This window comes from Bradyrhizobium sp. 170 (genome assembly GCF_023101085.1).
Taxonomy (GTDB): Bacteria; Pseudomonadota; Alphaproteobacteria; order Rhizobiales; family Xanthobacteraceae; genus Bradyrhizobium.
This window is the reverse complement of record NZ_CP064703.1, coordinates 4,103,771-4,124,763: the sequence shown is the minus strand read 5'-3', so window position 1 is coordinate 4,124,763 and position 20,993 is coordinate 4,103,771. Positions and strand designations below refer to the sequence as shown.

Annotated in this window: 21 protein-coding genes and 1 tRNA gene; 12 read left to right on the top strand and 10 right to left on the bottom strand. The window is 63.0% G+C overall.

Annotation, left to right across the window (positions count from 1 at the left end; translation table 11 throughout):
• Positions 1–15: 15 nt before the first annotated feature.
• On the top strand, positions 16–1,206 hold the full coding sequence (locus tag IVB05_RS18990; RefSeq protein ID WP_247786136.1) for a GNAT family N-acetyltransferase: 1,191 nt from the start codon (positions 16–18) through the stop codon (positions 1,204–1,206).
• Between the two features lie 424 nt (positions 1,207–1,630).
• Entirely contained in the window at positions 1,631–2,599 is a 969-nt protein-coding gene (locus IVB05_RS18985) for a tetratricopeptide repeat protein (protein ID WP_247786135.1), read from the top strand.
• 131 nt (positions 2,600–2,730) lie between these two features.
• Here the strand turns inward: IVB05_RS18985 and IVB05_RS18980 are convergent, their stop codons facing one another.
• On the bottom strand, positions 2,731–5,001 hold the full coding sequence (locus tag IVB05_RS18980; protein ID WP_247786134.1) for an exopolysaccharide transport family protein: 2,271 nt from the start codon (positions 4,999–5,001) through the stop codon (positions 2,731–2,733).
• 241 nt (positions 5,002–5,242) lie between these two features.
• On the opposite strand from IVB05_RS18980, the gene IVB05_RS18975 reads away from it, so the two are divergent.
• The 4 genes from IVB05_RS18975 (at position 5,243) to IVB05_RS18960 (ending at position 10,002) form a co-directional block, all read left to right on the top strand.
• Complete coding sequence (locus IVB05_RS18975) at positions 5,243–5,761, top strand: polysaccharide biosynthesis/export family protein (protein ID WP_247786133.1); 519 nt, start codon at positions 5,243–5,245, stop codon at positions 5,759–5,761.
• 2 nt (positions 5,762–5,763) lie between these two features.
• The gene (locus IVB05_RS18970) at positions 5,764–6,897 is read left to right on the top strand and encodes a glycosyltransferase family 4 protein (protein ID WP_247786132.1); all 1,134 of its coding nucleotides are present in this window, start codon (positions 5,764–5,766) and stop codon (positions 6,895–6,897) included.
• Positions 6,898–7,036: 139 nt separating this feature from the next.
• Positions 7,037–8,563 carry an undecaprenyl-phosphate glucose phosphotransferase gene (locus IVB05_RS18965; RefSeq protein WP_247786792.1) on the top strand — a complete coding sequence of 509 codons (1,527 nt, stop codon included), beginning with the start codon at positions 7,037–7,039 and terminating at the stop codon, positions 8,561–8,563.
• Between the two features lie 170 nt (positions 8,564–8,733).
• Positions 8,734–10,002 (top strand): O-antigen ligase domain-containing protein, encoded by a 1,269-nt coding sequence (locus tag IVB05_RS18960; RefSeq protein ID WP_247786131.1) that lies wholly within the window; start codon positions 8,734–8,736, stop codon positions 10,000–10,002.
• Here the strand turns inward: IVB05_RS18960 and IVB05_RS18955 are convergent.
• On the bottom strand, positions 9,999–10,505 hold the full coding sequence (locus tag IVB05_RS18955; protein WP_247786790.1) for a MarR family transcriptional regulator: 507 nt from the start codon (positions 10,503–10,505) through the stop codon (positions 9,999–10,001). The genes IVB05_RS18960 and IVB05_RS18955 overlap by 4 nt on opposite strands.
• A gap of 124 nt (positions 10,506–10,629) precedes the next feature.
• On the opposite strand from IVB05_RS18955, the gene IVB05_RS18950 reads away from it, so the two are divergent.
• A complete protein-coding gene (locus tag IVB05_RS18950) occupies positions 10,630–11,847 on the top strand; it encodes an FAD-dependent monooxygenase (protein WP_247786130.1) in 1,218 nt (405 codons plus the stop codon).
• A 110-nt stretch (positions 11,848–11,957) separates the two neighbouring features.
• Here the strand turns inward: IVB05_RS18950 and IVB05_RS18945 are convergent, their stop codons facing one another.
• The 3 genes from IVB05_RS18945 to IVB05_RS18935 all read right to left on the bottom strand — a co-directional run bounded on the left by IVB05_RS18945 (position 11,958) and on the right by IVB05_RS18935 (position 14,946).
• Positions 11,958–13,136: a saccharopine dehydrogenase NADP-binding domain-containing protein gene (locus IVB05_RS18945; protein ID WP_247786129.1), complete on the bottom strand. Its 1,179-nt coding sequence runs from the start codon at positions 13,134–13,136 to the stop codon at positions 11,958–11,960.
• Positions 13,137–13,284: 148 nt separating this feature from the next.
• Positions 13,285–14,067 (bottom strand): DUF169 domain-containing protein, encoded by a 783-nt coding sequence (locus IVB05_RS18940; protein WP_247786128.1) that lies wholly within the window; start codon positions 14,065–14,067, stop codon positions 13,285–13,287.
• Between the two features lie 75 nt (positions 14,068–14,142).
• A complete protein-coding gene (locus tag IVB05_RS18935; RefSeq protein ID WP_247786127.1) occupies positions 14,143–14,946 on the bottom strand; it encodes a YdcF family protein in 804 nt (267 codons plus the stop codon).
• Between the two features lie 67 nt (positions 14,947–15,013).
• On the opposite strand from IVB05_RS18935, the gene IVB05_RS18930 reads away from it, so the two are divergent.
• On the top strand, positions 15,014–15,955 hold the full coding sequence (locus tag IVB05_RS18930; protein WP_247786126.1) for an acetamidase/formamidase family protein: 942 nt from the start codon (positions 15,014–15,016) through the stop codon (positions 15,953–15,955).
• Positions 15,956–15,963: 8 nt separating this feature from the next.
• Here IVB05_RS18930 and IVB05_RS18925 read toward each other — a convergent pair whose 3' ends face one another.
• On the bottom strand, positions 15,964–16,311 hold the full coding sequence (locus IVB05_RS18925) for a GrlR family regulatory protein (protein WP_247786125.1): 348 nt from the start codon (positions 16,309–16,311) through the stop codon (positions 15,964–15,966).
• Positions 16,312–16,599: 288 nt separating this feature from the next.
• Here IVB05_RS18925 and IVB05_RS18920 point away from each other — a divergent pair, with 288 nt between their 5' ends.
• Together IVB05_RS18920 and IVB05_RS18915 are read left to right on the top strand one after the other, a co-directional pair.
• Positions 16,600–16,800: a hypothetical protein gene (locus IVB05_RS18920; RefSeq protein WP_057839093.1), complete on the top strand. Its 201-nt coding sequence runs from the start codon at positions 16,600–16,602 to the stop codon at positions 16,798–16,800.
• Positions 16,801–16,850: 50 nt separating this feature from the next.
• On the top strand, positions 16,851–17,339 hold the full coding sequence (locus tag IVB05_RS18915) for a GcrA family cell cycle regulator (protein ID WP_247786124.1): 489 nt from the start codon (positions 16,851–16,853) through the stop codon (positions 17,337–17,339).
• Between the two features lie 60 nt (positions 17,340–17,399).
• Here IVB05_RS18915 and IVB05_RS18910 read toward each other — a convergent pair whose 3' ends face one another.
• Together IVB05_RS18910 and IVB05_RS18905 are read right to left on the bottom strand one after the other, a co-directional pair.
• Entirely contained in the window at positions 17,400–18,368 is a 969-nt protein-coding gene (locus IVB05_RS18910; RefSeq protein WP_247786123.1) for an SDR family NAD(P)-dependent oxidoreductase, read from the bottom strand.
• 152 nt (positions 18,369–18,520) lie between these two features.
• A complete protein-coding gene (locus tag IVB05_RS18905; RefSeq protein WP_247786122.1) occupies positions 18,521–19,426 on the bottom strand; it encodes a dihydrodipicolinate synthase family protein in 906 nt (301 codons plus the stop codon).
• Between the two features lie 223 nt (positions 19,427–19,649).
• On the opposite strand from IVB05_RS18905, the gene IVB05_RS43530 reads away from it, so the two are divergent.
• On the top strand, positions 19,650–19,778 hold the full coding sequence (locus tag IVB05_RS43530; RefSeq protein ID WP_256473398.1) for a hypothetical protein: 129 nt from the start codon (positions 19,650–19,652) through the stop codon (positions 19,776–19,778).
• A gap of 90 nt (positions 19,779–19,868) precedes the next feature.
• Positions 19,869–19,946 (top strand) — tRNA-Pro (locus IVB05_RS18900).
• 19 nt (positions 19,947–19,965) lie between these two features.
• Here IVB05_RS18900 and IVB05_RS18895 read toward each other — a convergent pair.
• Positions 19,966–20,520, bottom strand: a complete 555-nt coding sequence (locus IVB05_RS18895; protein WP_247786121.1) for a MerR family transcriptional regulator — start codon at positions 20,518–20,520, stop codon at positions 19,966–19,968.
• Positions 20,521–20,598: 78 nt separating this feature from the next.
• Positions 20,599–20,928, bottom strand: coding sequence for an integration host factor subunit alpha (locus IVB05_RS18890; protein ID WP_247786120.1), 330 nt, complete (start codon positions 20,926–20,928; stop codon positions 20,599–20,601).
• Positions 20,929–20,993: the final 65 nt, after the last annotated feature.

Genomic DNA, 20,993 nt, shown 5'->3' with positions numbered 1-20,993 from the left:
AGCACGGGCTCTGTGATGACCATGGCTGCCGCGATTGAAGACCGGACGGCGGATGCAGAAACGTGGTCGAAGGCGAGCCGCATCGCCGGCATCGACATCGTTCACGACCTCGCCGCCGCGGAAGGCATCTGGCGCAACCTGGAAGGCGCGCAAGTCTCTTTCACGCCGTATCAGCGGTTCGACTTCCTCAGTCCCTGGCAACGGCACGTCGGCGAGCGCGAAGGCCTCGCTCCGTTCATCGTGATCGCCTACGACGCGGAACGCCGTCCATTGGCTCTGCTCCCGCTCGCGCTCAGACACGCTTACGGCGCGCGTTGCGCCAGTTTCATGGGCGGCAAGCATTCCACCTTCAACATGGCGCTGTTCGACCGCGATTTCGCCGCAAGCGCAACGCCGGCCGATCTCGAAGGCCTGATATCGGCGATATCGCAGCGATCCGAAGCCGACGTCCTCGCGCTGCATCAGCAACCGGCTCGCTGGCGCGATCAGCCCAATCCGCTCGCCTTGCTGCCGCATCAGCCGTCCGCCAATGATTGCCCGCTACTGGCGATGGAGCCCGGCGCCGCGCCCGCGGCGCTGGTCAGCAACTCGTTCCGCCGCCGCCTCAAGGGCAAGGAACGCAAGCTGCAGTCCCTGCCCGGCTATCGCAGTCACGTGGCGTCGTCACAGGCGGACATCACGCGACTGCTCGACTGGTTCTTCCGCGTCAAGCCGCTGCGGATGGCCGAACAGAAGCTGCCGAATGTCTTCTCCGATCCCGGCATCGAGGATTTTGTCCGCGGCTCCTGCACCGCGCCGCTCGCCGGCGGCAAGCACGCCATCGATATCCACGCGCTGGAATGCGACGAGGAAGTGATCGCAATCTTCGCCGGCGTCGCCGACGGCCATCGGTTCTCGATGATGTTCAATACCTACACGATGTCGGCGAATTCGAAATACAGCCCCGGCCTGATTTTGATGCGCGACATCATCGATCATTACGCCGCGCAGGGTTATCGCGCCCTCGACCTCGGGATCGGATCGGACGATTACAAGCGGCTGTTCTGCAAGAGCGACGAGCCGATCTTCGACAGCTTCATCCCGCTCAGCCAGCGCGGCAAGCTTGCCGCCGGCGTCATGTCGGGCCTCAACCGCACCAAGCGGCTGGTGAAGCACAATCCAGCGCTGTTCGAAATGGCGCAAAAGCTGCGCAACGCGTTCAGCTGAAAGCCGTCACGCAGCCCCCCGGTGCGTCATAGCCCGCGCATGCGGGGGATCGAGTACGCCGCGACTTCTCAATCTCATCACCGACATCTCTGGAATACTGGATCGCCCGCAAGCGCGGGTGAGGACGGCTGTATGCAAGGCGCGCTCCATGCATCAGATACGAGTACGCATCCCCGCGCCGCATTGTGCTGATGTGGCGATGACGAAAACAGGAATATTTTCGTCTGGGACGACCGGACAACGCAATCGTTGACGACGCGCACTGATTTGCCCGACGAGGCTGGCTGTCACTGTCGGAGCGCCATCGACACCAGCAGATAACCCGATAAACGGCGGTGTACGGTATGGGGGAAATCCACTACGATCCTGTTTTTACCCTGCGTTGTTGCGCGGGGGCAATTTTTAAATCCTGGGGGAGAAGGACATGAGAATTTTCCTGCTCGTGCTTGCCGTCGCCACGCTTCCCTTGACGCCAGTCGCGGCCGATCCGTTGCGGGACTGCGACAATCCGAACCCGGAAATCAGCCTTAAGGGTTGCGCCTCGCTCATCAAGAGCGGCCGTTTCAGGGGCGCTCAGCTTGCCGCCGTCTACAATAATCTGGGCGTCGCTTACGCCAACGGCGGCGATCGGGAAAAGGCCATCGCCCAATTCAGCGAGGCGATCCGAATTAACCCCAAATATGCGCTCGCCTATCAGAACCGGGCGCGCAACAACGCCGAAATCGGCCAGTACGACGATGCGATCAAGGATGCCGGTACGGTTATCAATCTCAATCCAAAACCGCCTGAAGCCTACGCCGTCCGTGCAGAGATCTACGAACGATCCGGCGCGTCCGAAACCGCGCTCGAAGACTATGGCGAAGCGATCAAACGCAGCAGCACGCCCGTCGCGAAGTACTTCTATTCACGGGGCAGCATCCTGTCAGACTTGTCTCGCCATGAAGAGGCGCTAAACGACCTGTCGCGAGCGATTCAGCTGAACGCGCGCAATCCGAACTACTACTTTACTCGCGGCCTCAGCTGGGCCAACGCCGGAAAATGCGACCAGGCCATATCGGATTACTCCGAAGCCATTAAGCTCAGCGCGCGCTACACCAATGCGTACAACAATCGAGGTGTGTGCCTGAGCCGGCTTGGAAAGCGGGACGAAGCCGTCGCGGACTATGAGGCTACCCTACGGATCGATCCGGGCCACGAGAAGGCCAAGAAAAACCTCGAAAGCCTGAGGGCCAGACCCGTCGCGATCACACCCTTGCCCAAGGTCGTACTGCCTGATTTGCCGAGCATCAAGACCATTCTCGATACGCCTGAAGGCTCGTCCCCGACCGCAGTTGATCTTCCGCCGGTGGTCGATCTCGTCGTCGAGCCGAGCACGGAGAGCCGGAAACGGTAAGAACTCGTCATCTCCGTCACACTGAGGAGGCCTCGAAGCGCCGGTCTCGAAGGCCGACGGCCACGGCCTGGGCCGTTCATGTTTCGAGACGCGCTACGCGCTCTTCAGCATGGCGGGTTCGAATATGGCCTTCACGCCGCTACCACGCGCGGGCCGGGTTCGACTGCATCCGAAGGCTCGCATGGCTTGCTCAGCATCGTCACCTCGGCGAAGCCGACCGCCTTGAGCTGGTCGCACATCAGCGCGCGCGCGTCCTGCGCCATCGACGCTTCGGGCACCACGACTGCCTGCGCCTGTGACGTCAGCAATTCGGCCGGCAGATCGGAGGCCGTTCCGGCATCCAGCAGCACATGATCGTAGACCCGCAGCAGTGCGTCGATCGCGAGCGCCAACCGCGGCGACTGGAGCTGCGCGCGGTCGAAGCCGGGGCGTCCGGCGCTGACGAGATGAACGCGCGACAGCCGGTCTTTGGTGATGATTTGCGCGAACGACGCCTCGCCCTGCATCAGTTCGGCAAGCCCGGGCGCAACCGGATCAGCCGACGCCGCCGTCATCATCGGCGATGATGCCACGAGATCGACGACCACGACTTTCGCCTGCTGCGCCATCAGCCGCGCCAGCGTCAGTGCGGTCAGCGTGATGCTCTCGCTCGATGCCGTGCCGAGCACGGTGACCTTGCGTGCCGCGGAGCCTGCGCCGACCAGGACATCCGCCATTTGCTCGATTTCACCGATTTCCGCCGCGGTGTCCATGCGAGGGCTGTCCACGCGCGGTTCATTCAACACCGGTTCGGAGGCGTGATCCGTGTCAACGAGGTCCGCGATGGGAAGCTCGGGCGCGATCGCCGGCGCACGCACCGGTTCCGGCGGAGCAGCCATGATGATTTCGGGCGCAATTTCGCGCGCAACTTCGGGCGAAGCCGCACCGGTTGCCCGCGGCGCGGTCATGCGCAACAGCTCGCCGGTCACAATCGCACCCGAGGTGAGCAACAAGGTCGCCAGCGTCGCGATCAGCACGATCGGCAGCTTCTTCGGATAGGCCGGCGTGTTGGAGACGGTGGCGCGCGAAATGATGCGGCCATCGGTCGGCGTCGCCTCGATGTTTTCGCGCGCGGTCGCGTCGCGATATTTGGCGAGAAAGGATTCCAGCTGATCGCGCTGCGCCTTGGCGTCGCGCTCGAGCGCGCGGAGCTGGACGTCCTGGCCGTTGTTCGAAGCCGCCTGCTTCTTCAACTGGTCGAGGCTGTTCGTCAGGCCATCGACCCGGCCGCTGGCGAGGCGTGCGTCATTCTCGAGCGAGCGCGAGATCTTGCTCGCCTCCTCGCGCAGTTGGCGATCGAGATCGGCGAGCTGCGCCTTCAGTTCCTTGATGCGGGGATGGCCGTCGAGCAGCGTCGAAGATTGCTCGGCGAGCTGCGCGCGCAACGTCACCCGCTGCTCGGACATGCGTCGGATCGTTTCGGAATTGAGCACCTCGGAAGCTTCGATCGGCTTGCCGCTCTGAAGCATTTCCTTGATCAACCGCGCCTTGGATTCAGCATCCGACTTCAGCGCGCGGGCGTTGTTCAACTGCGTGTTGAGCTCGCCCATCTGCTGGTTGGAGAGCGTGGTGTTGTTGGTGCCGACGAACAGGCTCGACTTCGAGCGGAAATCCTCGACCTGCGATTCCGCCTTGGCGACCTTTTTGCGCAGATCCTCGATTTCACCCGACAGCCACTGGCTGGCCGATTTTGCCTGCTGTTGCCGCGCGTCCTGCTGCAGCACCAGATAGCCCTCGGCAATCGAGTTGGCCACGCGCACCGCCAGTTCGGGATCGCGGGACTGGAAATCGACGACGATGACGCGGGACTTGTCGACGGCGTAGGCCGTGAAGCGATCGTAATAGGCTTCCAGGACACGCTCTTCCGGCGTCAGCGAGAACGGGTCGCGGCCGATGCCGATCAGGGCCAGCAATGACTTCAGCGGCGAAAATCCCTGCAGCACCGGATCGAATTCGGGGCGCTCGGCAAGCTTGTTCTTCTTGATGATCTCGCGGGCCAGATCGCGCGATTGCACCAGTTGCACCTGGCTGGTGACGGCTTCGGCGTCGAGCGGATTGCGCTCATCGTTGCGCTCGCCGCTCGGCCGCAGGAAAACGTTCTCACGCCCATCGATCAGGATGCGCGCTTCCGACTTGAACCGGGGGGTGATCATGTTGACCGCGGCGAGCGATGCCACCAGCACCAGCACCGTCGGGACGATGATCAGGCTTCGCTTGCGCATCAGCGCCCCGCCGAGCGCATGCAGATCGAGATCGCCGGATTCGGATGCTGCGACGGGCTTCGGGGCCGAAGGCGCAGGCCTTGCCACCGGCCGCTGCACCACCGGCTTGTCCCTGCCTGCACGCCAGAACGCCAAACGCATCGCACACTCCCGCGGACGCAACTGCTGGTCCACTCGAACCCGGCCAAGTACACTCCATTATGGTTGCCGCTGGGTTAATTTGCCCGGCTTGCGCCCCGAGACGGCGCCCCGCATGCGCCTGGTCATTTTTTGTTAACCATGAACACCCTTAATCGCGGGATACTTTTGCAGGATTCCCGTAATGCGCGGCGCTCTCGCCCCAATTCCATGTTTGGTTGCCGCCCTCGCACTCGCGGGCTGCATGGGCCGAACCGCGCCGGTCGCGATCGCCTATGCCGAACCGGCGCCGGTCCCTCACGACGCGGCCTATCATCTCGATGCCGGCGACCGGCTGCGCGTCGTGGTCTACGGCCAGGAAGGCCTCACCAATACCTATGCGATCGACGCCGGCGGCGCGATCACGCTGCCGCTGATCGGCGCGGTTCCGGCGCGCGGCCGCACCACGGCGGGGCTTGCGGCCGAAATATCGGCCAGGCTGCGCCGCGGCTTCATCCGCGAACCCTCCGTGGCCGTGGAAATCGAATCCTACCGGCCGTTCTTCATCCTCGGCGAAGTAGCGGCGCCGGGCCAATACCCCTATGTACCCAACATAACCGTTGAAAGTGCCGTAGCCATTGCAGGCGGCTTCTCGCCACGCGCGCGGCGCGACCGCGTCACGCTGACCCACACCGATGCATCGGGACCGGCGCGTTTCGTCGTGCCGCCAGGCACCCCCCTCAGCCCCGGCGACACCGTGCTCGTCGGCGAGCGCTGGTTCTGATCATGCCTGTCGTTGACGGTCAGCCGCTTCGTATCCTGCACGCCACGCGCGCGCCTGTCGGCGGCATTTTCCGCCATATCCTCGATCTCGCCAACGGCCAGGCCGATCGCGGCCATCACGTCGGCATCATCGCCGACAGCCTCACCGGCGGCGAACGCGCCGAACAGGCGCTGGCGGAAATCGCTCCCAAGCTCAAGCTCGGCGTTCACCGCACGGCCATTCGCCGTGAGCCGCTGCCGAGTGATCTTTTGGTGTGGGCCCGATTCCAGCGCATGATCCGCCAACTGAAGCCGGACGTGCTGCACGGTCACGGCGCCAAGGCCGGCGCCTTCATGCGTTTGCGGACTGCTTCCCGCGACAGGATCCGGGTCTACACCCCGCATGGCGGCTCGCTCCACTATCCGCTGGCGACGCTGAAGGGCAGCATCTACGCCCGTGTCGAACGCGCGCTGATGAACGATACCGACCTGTTCCTGTTCGAAAGCGCGTTTGCGCGCGACACCTATCAGCGCACCATCGGCGCGCCGAAGGGACTTGTGCGATGCGTGTTCAACGGCGTTACTGCCACTGAATTCGATCCGGTCGTGAAGGCCGAAGACGCCACCGACCTGATCTATGTCGGCGAGTTCCGCCACATCAAGGGCGCCGACCTCCTGATCGACGCGGTGGTACGGCTGCGCGCCGGCGGTCGTCCGGTGACGCTCACGCTCGCCGGCGACGGCGAGGAAAGCGCAAGCCTCAAGGCCCAGGTGGAACAGCTCGGCCTCGGCGAGGCTGTGCGGTTCATCGGCCACGTCAAGGCGCGCTACGGCTTCTCCAAGGGCTCGCTGCTGGTGGTTCCCTCCCGCGGGGATTCCATGCCCTATGTCGTGATCGAGGCGGCGGCCGCAGGCATTCCGATGGTCGCCGCCAATATCGGCGGCATCCCCGAGATTTTCGGCCCGCATGGCGATGCCTTGTTCGCCCCCAGCAACGCCGCCGCCATGGCCGACGCGATCGAAACCGCGCTGAAGGATCCGGCCGCGGCGAAGGAGCGGGCCAAATCGCTGCGCGAACGAATCTTCCAGCATTTTTCGCAGAGGGCGATGGTCGAGGGCGTCTTTGCCGGCTACCGCGACGCATTTGCCAATCGTTAACCGTTCTTTACCAACGTAACCGTTTCTTCCGATTTGTCCCGTAAGCCGTGGGTGTGGGGAATTCCGCACCGACAGGCACGTTCTTATGTGCATGCTCCAGAACGGACGTGGACCAGTGGAACCGATTAACGCACGCTCGATGTTCGACTCCGCGGCGACGGCCGCGATGACCGCCACCGCCGATCAACAGCCGGTCGAACGGCGCCGCAGACTTACCCCGGCCGCCCTTGCCATCAGCAACCAGAAAGTCGGCCGTGCCTATTCGCCGATCGTGATCGCAGGCGTGGTCCGCGTCATCGACTTCGCGATGCTGGGCGCGATCGGCATCGCGCTCTATTTCGGATATGTCGTCCCCCTCAGGGGCTTCTCCTGGGAGTTTCTCGCGGCGATCTTCGGCGTGGCCGCAACGGCCGTGATATGTTTCCAGGCCGCCGATATCTACCAGGTGCAGCTATTCCGCGGCCACCTTCGTCAGATGACCCGGATGGCTTCATCCTGGGCGTTCGTGTTCCTGCTGTTCATCGGCGCATCCTTCATCGTCAAGCTCGGCAGCGAAATTTCACGGCTCTGGCTCACGGCGTTTTTCTTCTCTGGCCTCGCGGCGCTGGTGACCGGGCGCGTGATCCTGCGCTCGCTGGTGCGCGGCTGGGCCCGTCAGGGCCGGCTCGATCGCCGCACCATCATCGTGGGCGCCGACCAGAACGGCGAGCAACTCGTCCAGGCGCTCAAGACCCAGGATGATTCCGACATCAAGGTGCTCGGTGTATTCGACGACCGCAACGACGACCGCGCGATGGATACCTGCGCCGGCAGCCCCAAGCTCGGCAAGGTCGACGACATCGTCGAACTGGCGCGCCGCACCCGTATCGACCTCGTGCTGTTCGCGCTGCCGATCTCGGCCGAGACGCGCATTCTGGAGATGCTGAAGAAGCTGTGGGTACTGCCGGTCGATATCCGGCTTTCGGCCCATACCAACAAGCTGCGCTTCCGTCCCCGCTCCTATTCCTATCTCGGCGAGGTGCCCACCCTCGACGTGTTCGAGGCGCCGATCACCGACTGGGACCTGGTGATGAAGTGGCTGTTCGACCACGTCGTCGGCTTCGTGATCCTGGTGCTGGCGCTGCCGGTGATGGGTCTGGTCGCGCTTGCTGTCAGGCTCGACAGCCCCGGGCCGGTGCTGTTCCGCCAGAAAAGATTCGGCTTCAACAATGAGCGCATCGACGTCTTCAAGTTTCGCTCGATGTACCACCATCAGGCCGACCCGACCGCCTCCAGGGTCGTGACCAGGAATGATCCGCGCGTCACCCGCGTCGGGCGCTTCATCCGCAAGACCAGCCTCGACGAACTGCCGCAGCTCTTCAACGTCGTGTTCAAGAGCAACCTCTCGCTGGTCGGCCCCCGTCCCCACGCCGTGCAAGGCAAATTGCAGAGCCGGCTGTTCGACGAGGCCGTCGACGGCTATTTCGCGCGCCACCGCGTCAAGCCGGGGATTACCGGCTGGGCGCAGATCAACGGCTGGCGCGGCGAAGTCGATACCGACGAGAAGATCCAGAAGCGCGTCGAGTTCGATCTCTATTACATCGAGAACTGGTCGGTGCTGTTCGACCTCTACATTCTGCTCAAGACGCCGCTGGCGCTGATGACCAAAAGCGAGAACGCGTATTGAGTTGAGGAGACCTCGCCGTCATTGCGAGCGCAGCGACTTGTCCGCCGTAGCTCAAAGAGCGAAGGCGGAAGCAATCCATAGCGTCACGCTGGGAAAGATGGATTGCTTCGCTTCGCTCGCAATGACGCGGATAGTGGTGTCGTAGTTTTGTTGCGTTGCGTGAGTGTGTGATGGCGTATGCGGCGACAGCCGGGGGCTCCCTCCCATCGATGACGGCCGCGCCCGGCGTGCTTGCCTTGCAGCGCGCGATGGTGTGGCTGGTCGGCGCATGCGGCGCCATCGTCTTTATCGAACCCTCGCCCTATGAGCTGGCGACGCTGGCCGCCTCGCTGATCTTCTTCGCAACGGGATTGCGGATGCGGCTGGTGTTCATGCCGCTGCTGTTGCTCCTGTTCCTGATCAATATCGGCTACAGCATCAGCGCGGTCGCCGTGATGGACCGGCCCAATGTGCCGAACTGGATCGCGACCTCCTGGTACATGGCGGTCACGGTCATCTTCTTCGCGATGGTCATCTCCGAGGACACCGCGGCGCGGCTCGACATGCTCCGGCGCGGCCTCGTTGTCGGTGCCGTGATTGCGTCGCTCGCCGGTATCGCCGGCTATTTCAATCTGGTCCCCGGCGGGCGCGACCTGCTGACGCTGTATGACCGCGCCCGCGGCACCTTCAAGGATCCGAACGTATACGGCGCGTTCCTGATCCTGCCGGCGCTGCTCGCGCTGCAAAGCGTCGTTTCGGACAAGTTCGGCAAATCGCTCCGCAACGCGATCGCGTTCGGCATCATGTCGCTGGCGATCCTGCTGGCGTTCTCACGCGCGGCGTGGGGCATGCTCGTCATCACCTCCGCCGTCATGCTGGCGCTGATGGTGCTGACCAGCCGCTCGCAGTCGCAGCGCTCGCGCATCATCGTCATGGCGCTGGTCGTGGTGGTGCTGGCGGCCGCGCTGGTCGCGGTACTGCTGTCGTTCGATTCGATCTCGCAGCTGTTCAAGCAGCGCGCCAGTTTCGATCAGAGCTATGATGAAGGCCGTTTCGGCCGCTTCGGCCGGCATATCCTCGGTGCGGAGATGGCGCTCGGGCTGCCGTTCGGCATCGGGCCGCTGCAGTTCAACCGCTTCTTTCCCGAAGACACCCACAATTCCTATCTGAACGCGTTCATGTCGGGTGGCTGGCTCTCCGGCGTCTGCTATCCGGCGCTGGTCTTCGTCACCGTGCTGACGGGGTTCCGCTATGTCTTTGTCCGCGTGCCCTGGCAACCGATCTACCTGGCCATCTTTGCAGCTTTCCTCGGCACTGTCGGCGAGAGCTTCATCATCGATACCGACCATTGGCGGCACTTCTGGATGATGCTGGGCACAATGTGGGGCATGTTCGTCGCCGCCGAGCGCTGGAAGGCTGGCGCCAATCCCGCGCTCATGGTGCCCGCGAAGGCTTCCTAGGTCCGCTTGCCCTTCTTGGCGGGCTTTTGCTCTGACTTTCTCGTTTGCGTTTTCTTGGGCGCTTCGACCATCGATTTGAGTTCCTCGGTCGCCGCCAGCAACGTCTCGTAGCCCTTCGTCGCAAATCCCACCAGCAGCCGCAGTTCGGCGTCCGTATAGGTCTCCCAGAGTTTGACCATGCCCCGCTGCATGTTTTCGTAGAAGCGCCCGACCCTGACGACGTTCTCCGGGACGGTCGCGATAAACACCTTGCGGCGATCGTCGGGATCGCGCTCGCGGCGGACCAGGCCCGCTTTCTCCAATCGATCGACGACGCCGGTGATGGCGCCCGTGGTCAGCCCCGTGACCTCTGCCAGCCGTCCCGCGGTAACCCGGCCTTCCAGATTGAGAAAGTCGAGACATTCGAGGTCGGAGCCCGAAATCCCGACGGTATTGGCCACCGTTTGACCAAAGATCGTCCCCTGCGCGGACCCGCGCCGCAGCGCGTTCTCAAGTTCCTGCATCAGCGCAGCCCGCGCCTTCGCTCTTGACAAGCCAATCTCCATATCTTAGTCGATGTACATCTTAGTTACTAAGATAATTAGCAACTATACGTTCCTACCACCCCCAGGATGTATGGAGCAAGGCATGAGCAGACGACCCAGAGCCTTGGTCATCGGCGGCGGCATCGCCGGTCCCGTGACGGCGATCTTCCTGAAGAAGGCCGGGATCGATGCCGAACTGTTCGAGGCCTGGCCCTACTCGACCGGAATCGGCGGCGGCCTGCAGATCGCACCTAACGGCATGCACGTGCTCGCCGAGCTCGGCTTGGCCGACGAGATGATCCGGCGCGGATCGGTCGCGGAATCCTTCGATTTCCATTCACGATCCGGGGCGCACCTCGGCTCGCTGAACCAAAACATGCGGCAGCGTTTCGGCCAGCCCGCGGTGAATATGTGCCGCGCGACCCTGACCGAGGCGCTTATCGACAGGGCCTGGTGCGAGAGCGTCGAGCTGCGGTTCGAGAAGCGGCTAGTCGCCATCGAGGACCGCGCCGACAAGCCTGTCGTCGCGCATTTCGCCGACGGCTCCTTTGCCGAGGGCGATTTCGTAATCGGCGCCGATGGCGTGCATTCCGCGGTGCGCGCGCACGTGATTCCGGATGGCCCAAAGCCGTTCGACACCGGCCTGATCGGCTTTGGCGGTTTCGTCTCGCGATCGGTGATCGCGGATGCGCCGATCGGCCAGCGCGTGGCGACGACCTTTGGGCAGAGCGGCTTCTTCGGTTACGGCGTCTGCAGCTCTGATGAAAACGGCGGCGTGATGTGGTGGAGCACGCAGCCTTCGCACGGCGTCGACGCGGCGGCCTTTCGCGCCATGAGCCAGGACGCGATCAGGCGACATTTGCTCGATTTCCATACCGGCTGGCACGATCCGATCCCGCGAATTCTGGAAGCGGCCGAGAACATCGTGGTTACGGCGACGCTCGATGTCGCGACCCTGCCGACCTGGTCGCGCCAGCGCACGCTGTTGATCGGCGATGCCGCGCACGCCACCAGTCCGCATGCCGGCCAGGGCGCTTCGCTCGCGCTCGAAGACGCCATGCGGCTCGGCCGGCTGATGCAGAACCGGCAGGGGCTTGGCGTAACCTTCCAGAACTTCGAGGCCGAACGCCGTCCCCGCGCCGAGAAGATCGTCGCGCTGGCCCGTCGCAACGGCAACAGCAAGCGCGAATTCAGCGCTACGGGAGCCTGGATCCGCGACCGCATGCTGAAACTGCTGCTTCCGGTCACGGCCAAGGGAATGGACTGGATGTACGCGTATGATCCCCGCGCGGCGGAGCCGTCGCGCCGGGCGGCGGCGTAAAGCTTCGTAGGGTGGGCAAAGGCGCGCGAGCGCCGTGCCCACCATCTATCCCCGACCGCACTCGCAAAATGGTGGGCACGCTTCGCTTTGCCCACCCTACGATTCTGCGTCTACTTCTCCACCGTGAACGTCAATCCGGCATGATCAACAAGCCGCTTGATCAGCTTGTGCTGCATCGCCGCGCCCGGCGTCCAGATTCCCGCCGGCACGTCAGGCGTATCGCGCAACAGGCAGATCGCGCATTCCGAAATCATCTTTGACGTCGAGCCATAGCCGGGATCGCGGTCACCCTTCACGGATGCGCGGACCTGGCGGCCGTCGGGCGCGATGGCGACATAGAGCAGATCATAGAGGCCGTTCTCTCGCTCCTCCTTCGACGGCCCTTCGCCCGGCTTGGGCGCACCGGGTCCGGTCTTTTCGGTGTTTGCGGCCATCACCAGCTTGGCGTTGGCTTCGCCCCTCTCGCCATCCCCCGTCAGCACCATTTCGTCGTAGACGAACTCCTTTCCGTATGGAAAGTCCATCAGCATGTTCGAGCGATGGATGTTACGGGTGTTGATGAGCGCCATCATGAACGGCGCTGCCCAGGACTGCAGGTCTTCCTCATAGGCCGGCTTGCTGCCCGGCGGCTGTTTTGGTCCCTTGGACCCGGGCGTCAGCGCGAACGGATCCTTGAGGATCGCAACGAGGCTGAGATCCTTGGCGACCGCGTCGAAGGTCGCCTTGGCGCTCGCGGCAGTGCCGCCGGACAGGGTACCGCGCATGTCGCGCACGCGACCCTTGACGCGCAAAGCCGGCGTGCCGAACACCCGCTTGGCTTCCTCCTGCACAAAGAAGGCGCCGAGTTCGAACGGCACCGAGTCGAACCCGCATGAAAACACGATGCGCGCGCCGCTCGCTTTCGCCGCTGCTTCATGCTTGTCGATCATCTCCCGCATCCACAGCGGCTCGCCGCAGAGGTCGAAATAATCGGTACCCGACGCCACGCAGGCCGCAAGCAGCTCGTTGCCATAAAACTGATACGGGCCAACCGTGCTGATCACGGACTTCGTCTGATCCACCATCGCTTTCAGCGAGGCGGGATCGCTGGCATCGGCCACGATCAGCGGCGTATCTGATGGCGCGCCGATGGCGTCGCGAACGGAGGCGAGCTTGTCGTTGCTGCGTCCTGCCATCGCCCATTTCAGATTGGCGTCGCCCTTATAATTCGCGGCGAGATATTCGGCGACGAGCTGGCCGGTGAAGCCGCTGGCGCCATAGACGATGATGTCGAATTTCGACGAAGACATATTCGATTCCTTTTTCTCGTCATTGCCTGCGACAAACGCGAAGCGTTTGTGCAAGAGAGCGCGACGAAGCAATCCATTCTATCCCGACGCGGAGGCATGGATTGCTTCGCTGCGCTCGCAATGACGGCTTCGGCTGCATTTCGCAAGCCTATTTCTTCGCGTAGGAAACGCCCATGCCGGCGCGCACGTCGGCCTGGATACCATAGGGCGCGATCGGATAGCGCAGGCCATTCTTCGCCAGTTGCTTCATGCCGACAATGGCCTTGGCAAGATGCTCAGGCTTGAGCGCCATCAGCATTTCTTCGTCGGGCACACCGCCGTAGCGCCGCTCGGCAAAGCATGGCAGCGAGAGCGACGGCTCGCCGGTCTTGAGCGCCCTGCCCCAGGAATCCGCGCACGCGGTCTCGCCGACAACGCCCCATTCGAATTTCTTGTAGCCGGTATATTGCAGGCCGTTGATGAGAATAATCATCTGTCCGGGCGTGGCGTAGACCAGACAAATATCCGGCGGATTGAGCCGGCCGCTGGTGAGCGGGCTCACCGCCATCGCCTGAAACTGACCATGAGGCACGACGTCGAGTGCCTCCTGGCGCTTGCGCGCGTCCTCGGCCGTGCCGTGCCAGACGCCGACATAGTTTTCGCCGGCGAGAAACCTTTCGTCCTGCGGCGCCAGCCCGATCACGGCCCGGCACTGCGCGCCGACGAGGTCGTCACCGGTGATACCGACGGTCCAGCCGAGCCGCGAGGCCATGCTGACGATCTGGTCGGTGGTATGCACCGCCGAGGGACGGCGGATTTTCGGGATCGCGGTCATCTCCTCGACGTTGGCAAACATCTTGATGCCGATCACGGTCGTCTTCAGGCGAAGCAGACTGTTCAGATCGGCTACCATGCCGGCCAAATCGAACGCTTCCGGCGTCTGCTGTTGCATGGCGTCAACTCCCAATCGGCGCGCTGAACAGCGCCTTGCCTGATTGTAGCCCGGCTGGATGGGGGTTGCGACCTCTTACTTCGGCGCCGGGCCCGGCACCAACTCGTCGATCTTGCCGGTGAGCCGATATGCGATGAGGCCCATCCATTCGCGCACCGCAAGGTCGGTCCGTCCAAGCCCTTCGACGGCCACGTTTGAAAGCGCCATCAAGTCATCACGTCCGCCGACCCGCCAATCGACGGGATAGGGCTCCACCGCAAATCCCGCTTTTCGGAACAAGCCGACCGATCGCGGCATATGAAAGGCCGAGGTCACCAGCACCCATCGTTCACCCTCTTTCGGCTTGGCCAGCGCCTTGGAGAATTCGGCGTTCTCCTGGGTGTTGCGCGATGCCCGTTCCATGATCAGCCGTGATTTGTCGACGCCGAGGCTTTCGAAGATAGCGCCCGCGAAATCGGCTTCCCTGGCATCGTTCGAGACGAGGTTCGCGCTACCGCCGGAAAAAACCACGCGCGCGTTGGGATATCGCCTCGCCAGCGCGGCGGCAGCAATGATCCGGTCCGGCGCGCCTCGAACCACCGGCGTTCCATGCGCCACGGAGAGATCGGCTTCGATCGATGCCCCCAGCACGATGATGCCATCAGGCGCGCCGCGCGCGGCATCCCATGACGGAAAGCGCTGCTCCAGGGGATAGAGCAAAGCTTTTCCGAGTGGCGACAGCCCGCAGATCACAAGAAGCAGCACGGCCGCTATCACGAGCTTGCGGCCGAGCGATGCAAAGCGCGTCACCATCAGAGCGGCGCCGACGAAGCCGACAGCGATCAGGAAATTCGTCGGCAACAGCAAATAGCCCAGCGTTTTGGACAGGACAAAAAACAAGGGAAGCCTCTGACAATGTCTGGTACAGCGTCATACGACGCCATTGCAGCAACCAAAAGCCCTCCTCATGCCCCATCATCACCTGCATTCCAGCCCCGAAACCTGCCACTGGGGCTTCTTCGAAGCGAAATTGAAGCCCGTCCTGACCATCGCCAGCGGCGATGAGGTCACCATCGACACCGTGAGCGGTGGCCCGGATGTGGTGCCTGACCCAAGCAGGTTTCACGTCCCTCCCGAACTTGCCAACATTCACGCGCGGAGCGAGCGCATGGTGCCGGGCCATATTCTCACCGGCCCGGTTGCGGTGGCCGGCGCTGAACCCGGCGACGTGCTGGAGGTCGATATTCTCGACGTCCAGCTGCGGCAGGACTGGGGCTACAATCTGATCAAGCCGCTATCGGGCACCCTGCCCGACGATTTTCACGAGACGCGGATCCTGACCATTCCGCTCGATCGCGAACGCATGGTGGGCCGGATGCCATGGGGCCTCGATCTGCCGCTCAAGCCATTCTTCGGCGTGATGGGCGTGGCGCCACCGCCCGCTTGGGGCCGCATCACCTCGCTGATCCCCCGCGCGATGGGCGGCAACCTCGACAACAAGGAACTGGGCGCCGGCGCCAAACTATATCTGCCGGTATTCGTGCCGGGCGCGCTGTTCTCCTGCGGCGACGGCCACGGCGTGCAGGGCGACGGCGAGGTCTGCGTCACCGCAATCGAGACCGCGCTGCAGGGGCGCTTCCGCCTGACCTTGCGCAAGGATCTGCAGCTTGATTATCCCCGTGCGGAAACCCCTGATCATTACATGACGATGGCGATGGACCCCGATCTCGACCAATGCGTGGTGCGCGCGTTGCGCGACATGATCGTGCTGCTGGGCGAAAAGCGCAATTTGTCGCGTGAGGACGCTTACACACTCTGCAGCCTCGCCGCCGATCTGCGCGTGACGCAAACCGTCAACGGCTCCAAGGGCATTCACTGCATGATCGCGAAGGCGGTCGTGCACGGCTGACGCCGTCTTCAAAACTCCGAACGCAGCTGCAGCCTGGCGTGAAAGACCACGCTGGTCTTTCCGACCAGTGCTGTTCCATTCACTTCCGCCGCGTCGGTGGAATAGGCGCCGGTAAAGCCGCAGGTGACTTCGCGCCCGCCGAACAGCGGCCGGCTACCGACTGACTTGGTGTGCTCGTTGGTGATCAATTCGCCGCGCCATTTGCCGCGATCGCCGCGATAGGAGCCCGTGTAATAGAAATATGAGTCACCGCCGGCGATCTTGCCATCGTGCAGCACGATCACGCCGTTGGCGCGGCCATGCCCGCCGTCCTTCATCTCGATCTGGATGGTGTAGAGACCGTTCGTTACCGTCATTGCCCTTGCCGCCGTCCCCGGGACATCATCGGCATTCCCTGTAGCGCGAGGCAATCAAGAAATTGACGCACGGCTGGATCGTTTCGCCGCGCCCGCGAGCGCTGCCGAGCCCCGGCGGGAGCTCCGTTCAACCGGCGCGCAGCCAGTCCACAGACCCGACCCCGGATTTTTAACCGCTTTTTCAAGCGGATAGGAAGCTATCCACAAGTCGTTTGACTCATGTGTGCAAAACTAAATAGAGTCGAAATAGTAACTTTTCAGTACATCGTTTAAAAGTTAGCGTTCCCCATGGCTACAGAAAAAGCCGAAACCGACCGCGTTCCCGTTACGTTGGCGCTCTCGACCATCAACTATCTCGAAAGACTGGTGAGACAGGGCACCCACGGCACCAGCGTTCCCGGCGTCGCAAGGACTTTGATCGAGGAAGGCATTCGGCTCGCCATCAAGGACGGGCTGCTTGCGATCCGCGACAACGGAAAGGCGTCCTGACGGGAATTTTCGGAACGCGGCGGTTCACACAGAATGTGGAACCGAGAAACATGCTTACGCATCTACCGACCTGGACCACCGACCGCGTCGAATTGCTGAAGAGTCATTTTGAAGCCGGCCTCACCTGCCGCGAGATCGCAGCCAGCATCGGCGTCAGCCGCAACGCCGTCATCGGCAAGCTCGCTCGCCTGGAATTGACGCGCGGACCCGCAAGGGCCAAACCGCGCCCGGAAAAGACCGCCAGGGAGCGCTCCAGGAAATCCATCCCCAGACTGCAGTATCAGATCCTGCAGGCCGTCTACGAAAACGCGCAGCCGCTCCAGGAGGAGCCGATCGCAAGCGCGCACCGCTGCTCGCTGTTCGAACTCAGCGACCAACGGTGCCGCTGGCCGATCAGCACGCCCGGCGCCGAGGATTTCTGCTTTTGCGGCAATACGCCGGTGGAAGGCATGCCCTATTGCTCGGGCCACCACCGCCTTGCCTATCGTCCGGGCTCGCGCCAGCGCGTCGTGAGGGGATCAGGCAATCGGTTCGCGTGAAGAAAACGCGCCAACACAAGGAGAAGCTGTCGGTTCTGGTTCCATCAGAACCGACAGGCCCTAGCCAAGCCGCCAGCCGACCTCTTCCGTAAAGCTCTTGTAGAACTCCGGCGTGTAGGCCTTTTCCGGGGCCTGCCGCACCCGCTCGTCGAGCTTGTGGGCGTCGTCGCCGACGAGAATGCGCCAGCGCTCGGCCTTGACGCCGTCGAGGATGATTTTGGCCGCGGCCGCCGCCGTGGTCGGCGCCTCCTCGCGGAAAGTGCGCGCGCGGTCGAGCGCGATCTTCTGGATGTCGTCGTCCGACATTGGCGCGGTATCGATGCCCATGCCCTTCAGGCGCTGCCGCGTCGCCAGGATTTCATTCGGGTTCAGTTCTTCGGATTCTGATCCGCTCTGGATCTTGCGCGAGTTGGAAACGATCGAGGTGCCGATATGCCCGGGCATCACGACAGAGCATTTGATGTGCGGCGCGTTGAGCCGCAGGTCCGTCATCAACGCTTCGGTAAACCCTTTCACCGCGAACTTGGCGGCGCTGTAGGCGGTGTGCGAGGCGCCCATGCCGACCGACGCCCAGAAGCCGTTGACGCTCGATGTGTTGACGATGTGGGCCTCGTCCGCCTTCATCATCAGCGGCAGGAAGGTGCGGACGCCGAGATAGACGCCGCCCCAGCAGATGTTGAAGGTGCGCTCCCACTGCTCGCGCGTGTTGGTGAACAGGCTGCCGCCGCCGCCAATGCCGGCGTTGTTGAACAAGAGATGGATCTTGTCGGTTGCCTGCTGCTCGATCAGCTCGTCGCGAAAACGCTGGAGATGAGCCTCGATCGAAACGTCGGCGACATGCGTGGTGACGCGAAGGCCCTGCGGCAGCTTTTCCGCCTCGCACAGCCGCTTGGTCTCGGCCATCGCCTCCAGGGAAACGTCGCACATCGCGACATTGCAGCCTTCAGCCACGAGCTGACGCGCGAGTTCGCGGCCCATGCCCGTGCCGCCCCCGGTGATCACGGCAAACTTTCCGGCAAAGTCCTTCATTGAGATCGCTACCTCGGTTTTCAGTTTTTGAGTTGGGGCTCTCATGGCAATGGAGCCCGTGCGAACAGGACAGTAACAGCTCGCGACCGCCGGTAAAGCCGCCCGTGAGACGGGTGGTTCGATTGTCTCGCTGACGTTTTCGTGCGGCGGAATTACTCCGCCGCTTCACGAGAGCCGCCCAGCGCAGCCAATCCCTCCAGTGCCTTCCTGATGGCGGCCTGTTGCGCGGGCGATGCTTCCGGCATCGGCGCGCGTGAGAAGGTTGGCGGCAATCCCTGCAGCGACTGCGCGTAGCGCGTGCACGCCGGCAGATTGTCCGAGACGATCGCGTTCCACAGCGTCAGCAGCTTCTTGTGCAGCTCCAGCGCGCGAACGTGATTGCCCGCCTTGACCACGTTCCAGAGTTCGACGGAAGCGTGTGGCGCGGCGCTCAGGATCGCCGCGATCGATCCGTGCGCGCCGAGCACGTAGGACGGATACATCAGCGCGTCGACGGCGCTGTAGATCAGTTTGTCCGGCGCCATCATCATGAGATCGGCAAACAGTTTCAAATCGCCCGCACTCTGCTTGACGCCGATGACCAGCGGCACCTCGTTCATGATCCGCGTCAGCAGCGCCGGCGAGAGATAAGACCACGGCACCACGTTGTAGATGATGATGGGCATGGCGGTTTCATCGGCCATGCGGCGGAAGTGATCGACCATCGCCTGCTCGTCCGGCTTGAACAGATAATGCACCGGCGTCACCTGAAGTGCGGCGACATTCATGTCGCGCACGAGCTTGCCGCGCCGGATCGCATCGCGGGTGGAATCGACGATGATGCCGGCAATCACGGGCGCGCGCCCTTTCGCCGCTTCCACTGTCGCCGCCACCAGGTCACGATACTCCTCATGGTCGAGCGTATGCCCCTCGCCGGTCGAACCGCCGGCCGCCATGCCATGGCTGCCGGCGCCGATCAGCCAGTCGACCTGGGGAGCAAGCTGTTTGAAATCGATCTCGCCGTCTTTCCGGAACGGCGTGGTCATCGGCGGTATCACGCCGGTGGGACGTGCTTGCATGGGCATTCCCTCGCGTTTCCATCAGTTGTGTGCGGGTTGCACCTGCTTTCCCGGCAGCTTTTCGACCGGTTGGAGGCGAGCCTATTGAAGGGCGGCGCTGTTATCCAGCTTGTGCGGGCAACCGCGCTGCAGGGGAGTATTGCGCCTTCCGCACATGCTGAACCTTCGGCCTCCGCCAGCGACCTACTGACTGGAGGCAGTATCAACGGGAGAGGAGACCGCCGTGACCCATTGGCACGATACCATGGTCGATCGACCGGAATCGGATGGTGCGGCTTATGTCACGGGCTGGACCGTCAGCGGAGTAGTTGTGCTCGGCGCCATTGTTGCCGTCTGGCTTCTCGGCATCTAGGGCGGGGTAAGGAACTGGCCAGCTGCCGCCTCAAATGAGGCCGTTCGCGCGCCTTGCGCCGGACGCTGATCGCGGCTAATGGAACGGCATCGGAGCGTGGCGCAGCCCGGTTAGCGCACTAGTCTGGGAGACTAGGGGTCGGAGGTTCAAATCCTCTCGCTCCGACCAATTTTACAGCCCCACCCGCTCAACCGTCCTTCAGCGCATTGTCCAGCAATTGGCGGCAGGCGACCAGATCCTGCAGCACCCGCTCGAGGCGCTCGCGGTCTGCGTCCGAGGGGCCAGGCTTGGCCTTGGCGAACGGCAGCAAGATGCCGTCGTCGTCGGTATCGGCAAAGCGGTAGTCGATTTCTTTCTCTTCGGTCTCGTAATCCTCGTCGTCGGCATCGACGGTCGGCGTCTCGCCCTCCTCAGGCTCCTGCAGGCTGAGACCGATCGCCTCCTCGACCGCGCCGAAGGTGACGGCGGAAGTCTGGTCGGCAAGGCCTTGCACGGATTTGATGCCGTGCTCTTTGAGGATCCGCTGCACGCCGCGGATGGTGTAGCCCTCGCCATACAACAGCCGGCGAATACCCTTGAGCAGGTCGACGTCGTCGGGGCGGTAGTAACGCCGCCCACCGCTTCGCTTCATCGGCTTGATCTGGGCGAATCGCGTCTCCCAGAACCGCAGCACGTGCTGGGGAATATCGAGTTCTTCAGCGACTTCGCTGATGGTGCGGAACGCATCCGGCGCTTTGTCCAAATGCCAGCTCCTCTCAACTCATCTCGTTGGTGAAGACGCAGTACTCGCCTTGCTACGCGGCCGTGTTACTCGGTCTCGTTAATCCGTCTTGCCTTCGCCGTTGCCGACCGCGTGGCCGTTGATCCGCTGCTTCAGAATAGCCGACGGCTTGAACACCATCACGCGACGCGGCGAGATCGGCACTTCGGTACCTGTCTTCGGGTTACGTCCGATCCGCTGACCCTTCTTGCGCACCATGAAGGAGCCGAACGACGACAGCTTCACCGTCTCGCCCTTTTCCAGGCAGTCGGTAATCTCTTTCAAAACGAGCTCGACAAACGCAGAGGATTCCGTTCGCGACAAGCCCACCTTCTGGTAGACCGCCTCGCACAAATCGACGCGTGTGACTGTTTTTCCGTTCCCGGTCATCGCCTTGCCCCGCACTCTCGGCGAACAATTTATTCTCTGAAATTAGGAGGTTAGCTCGCAATGGT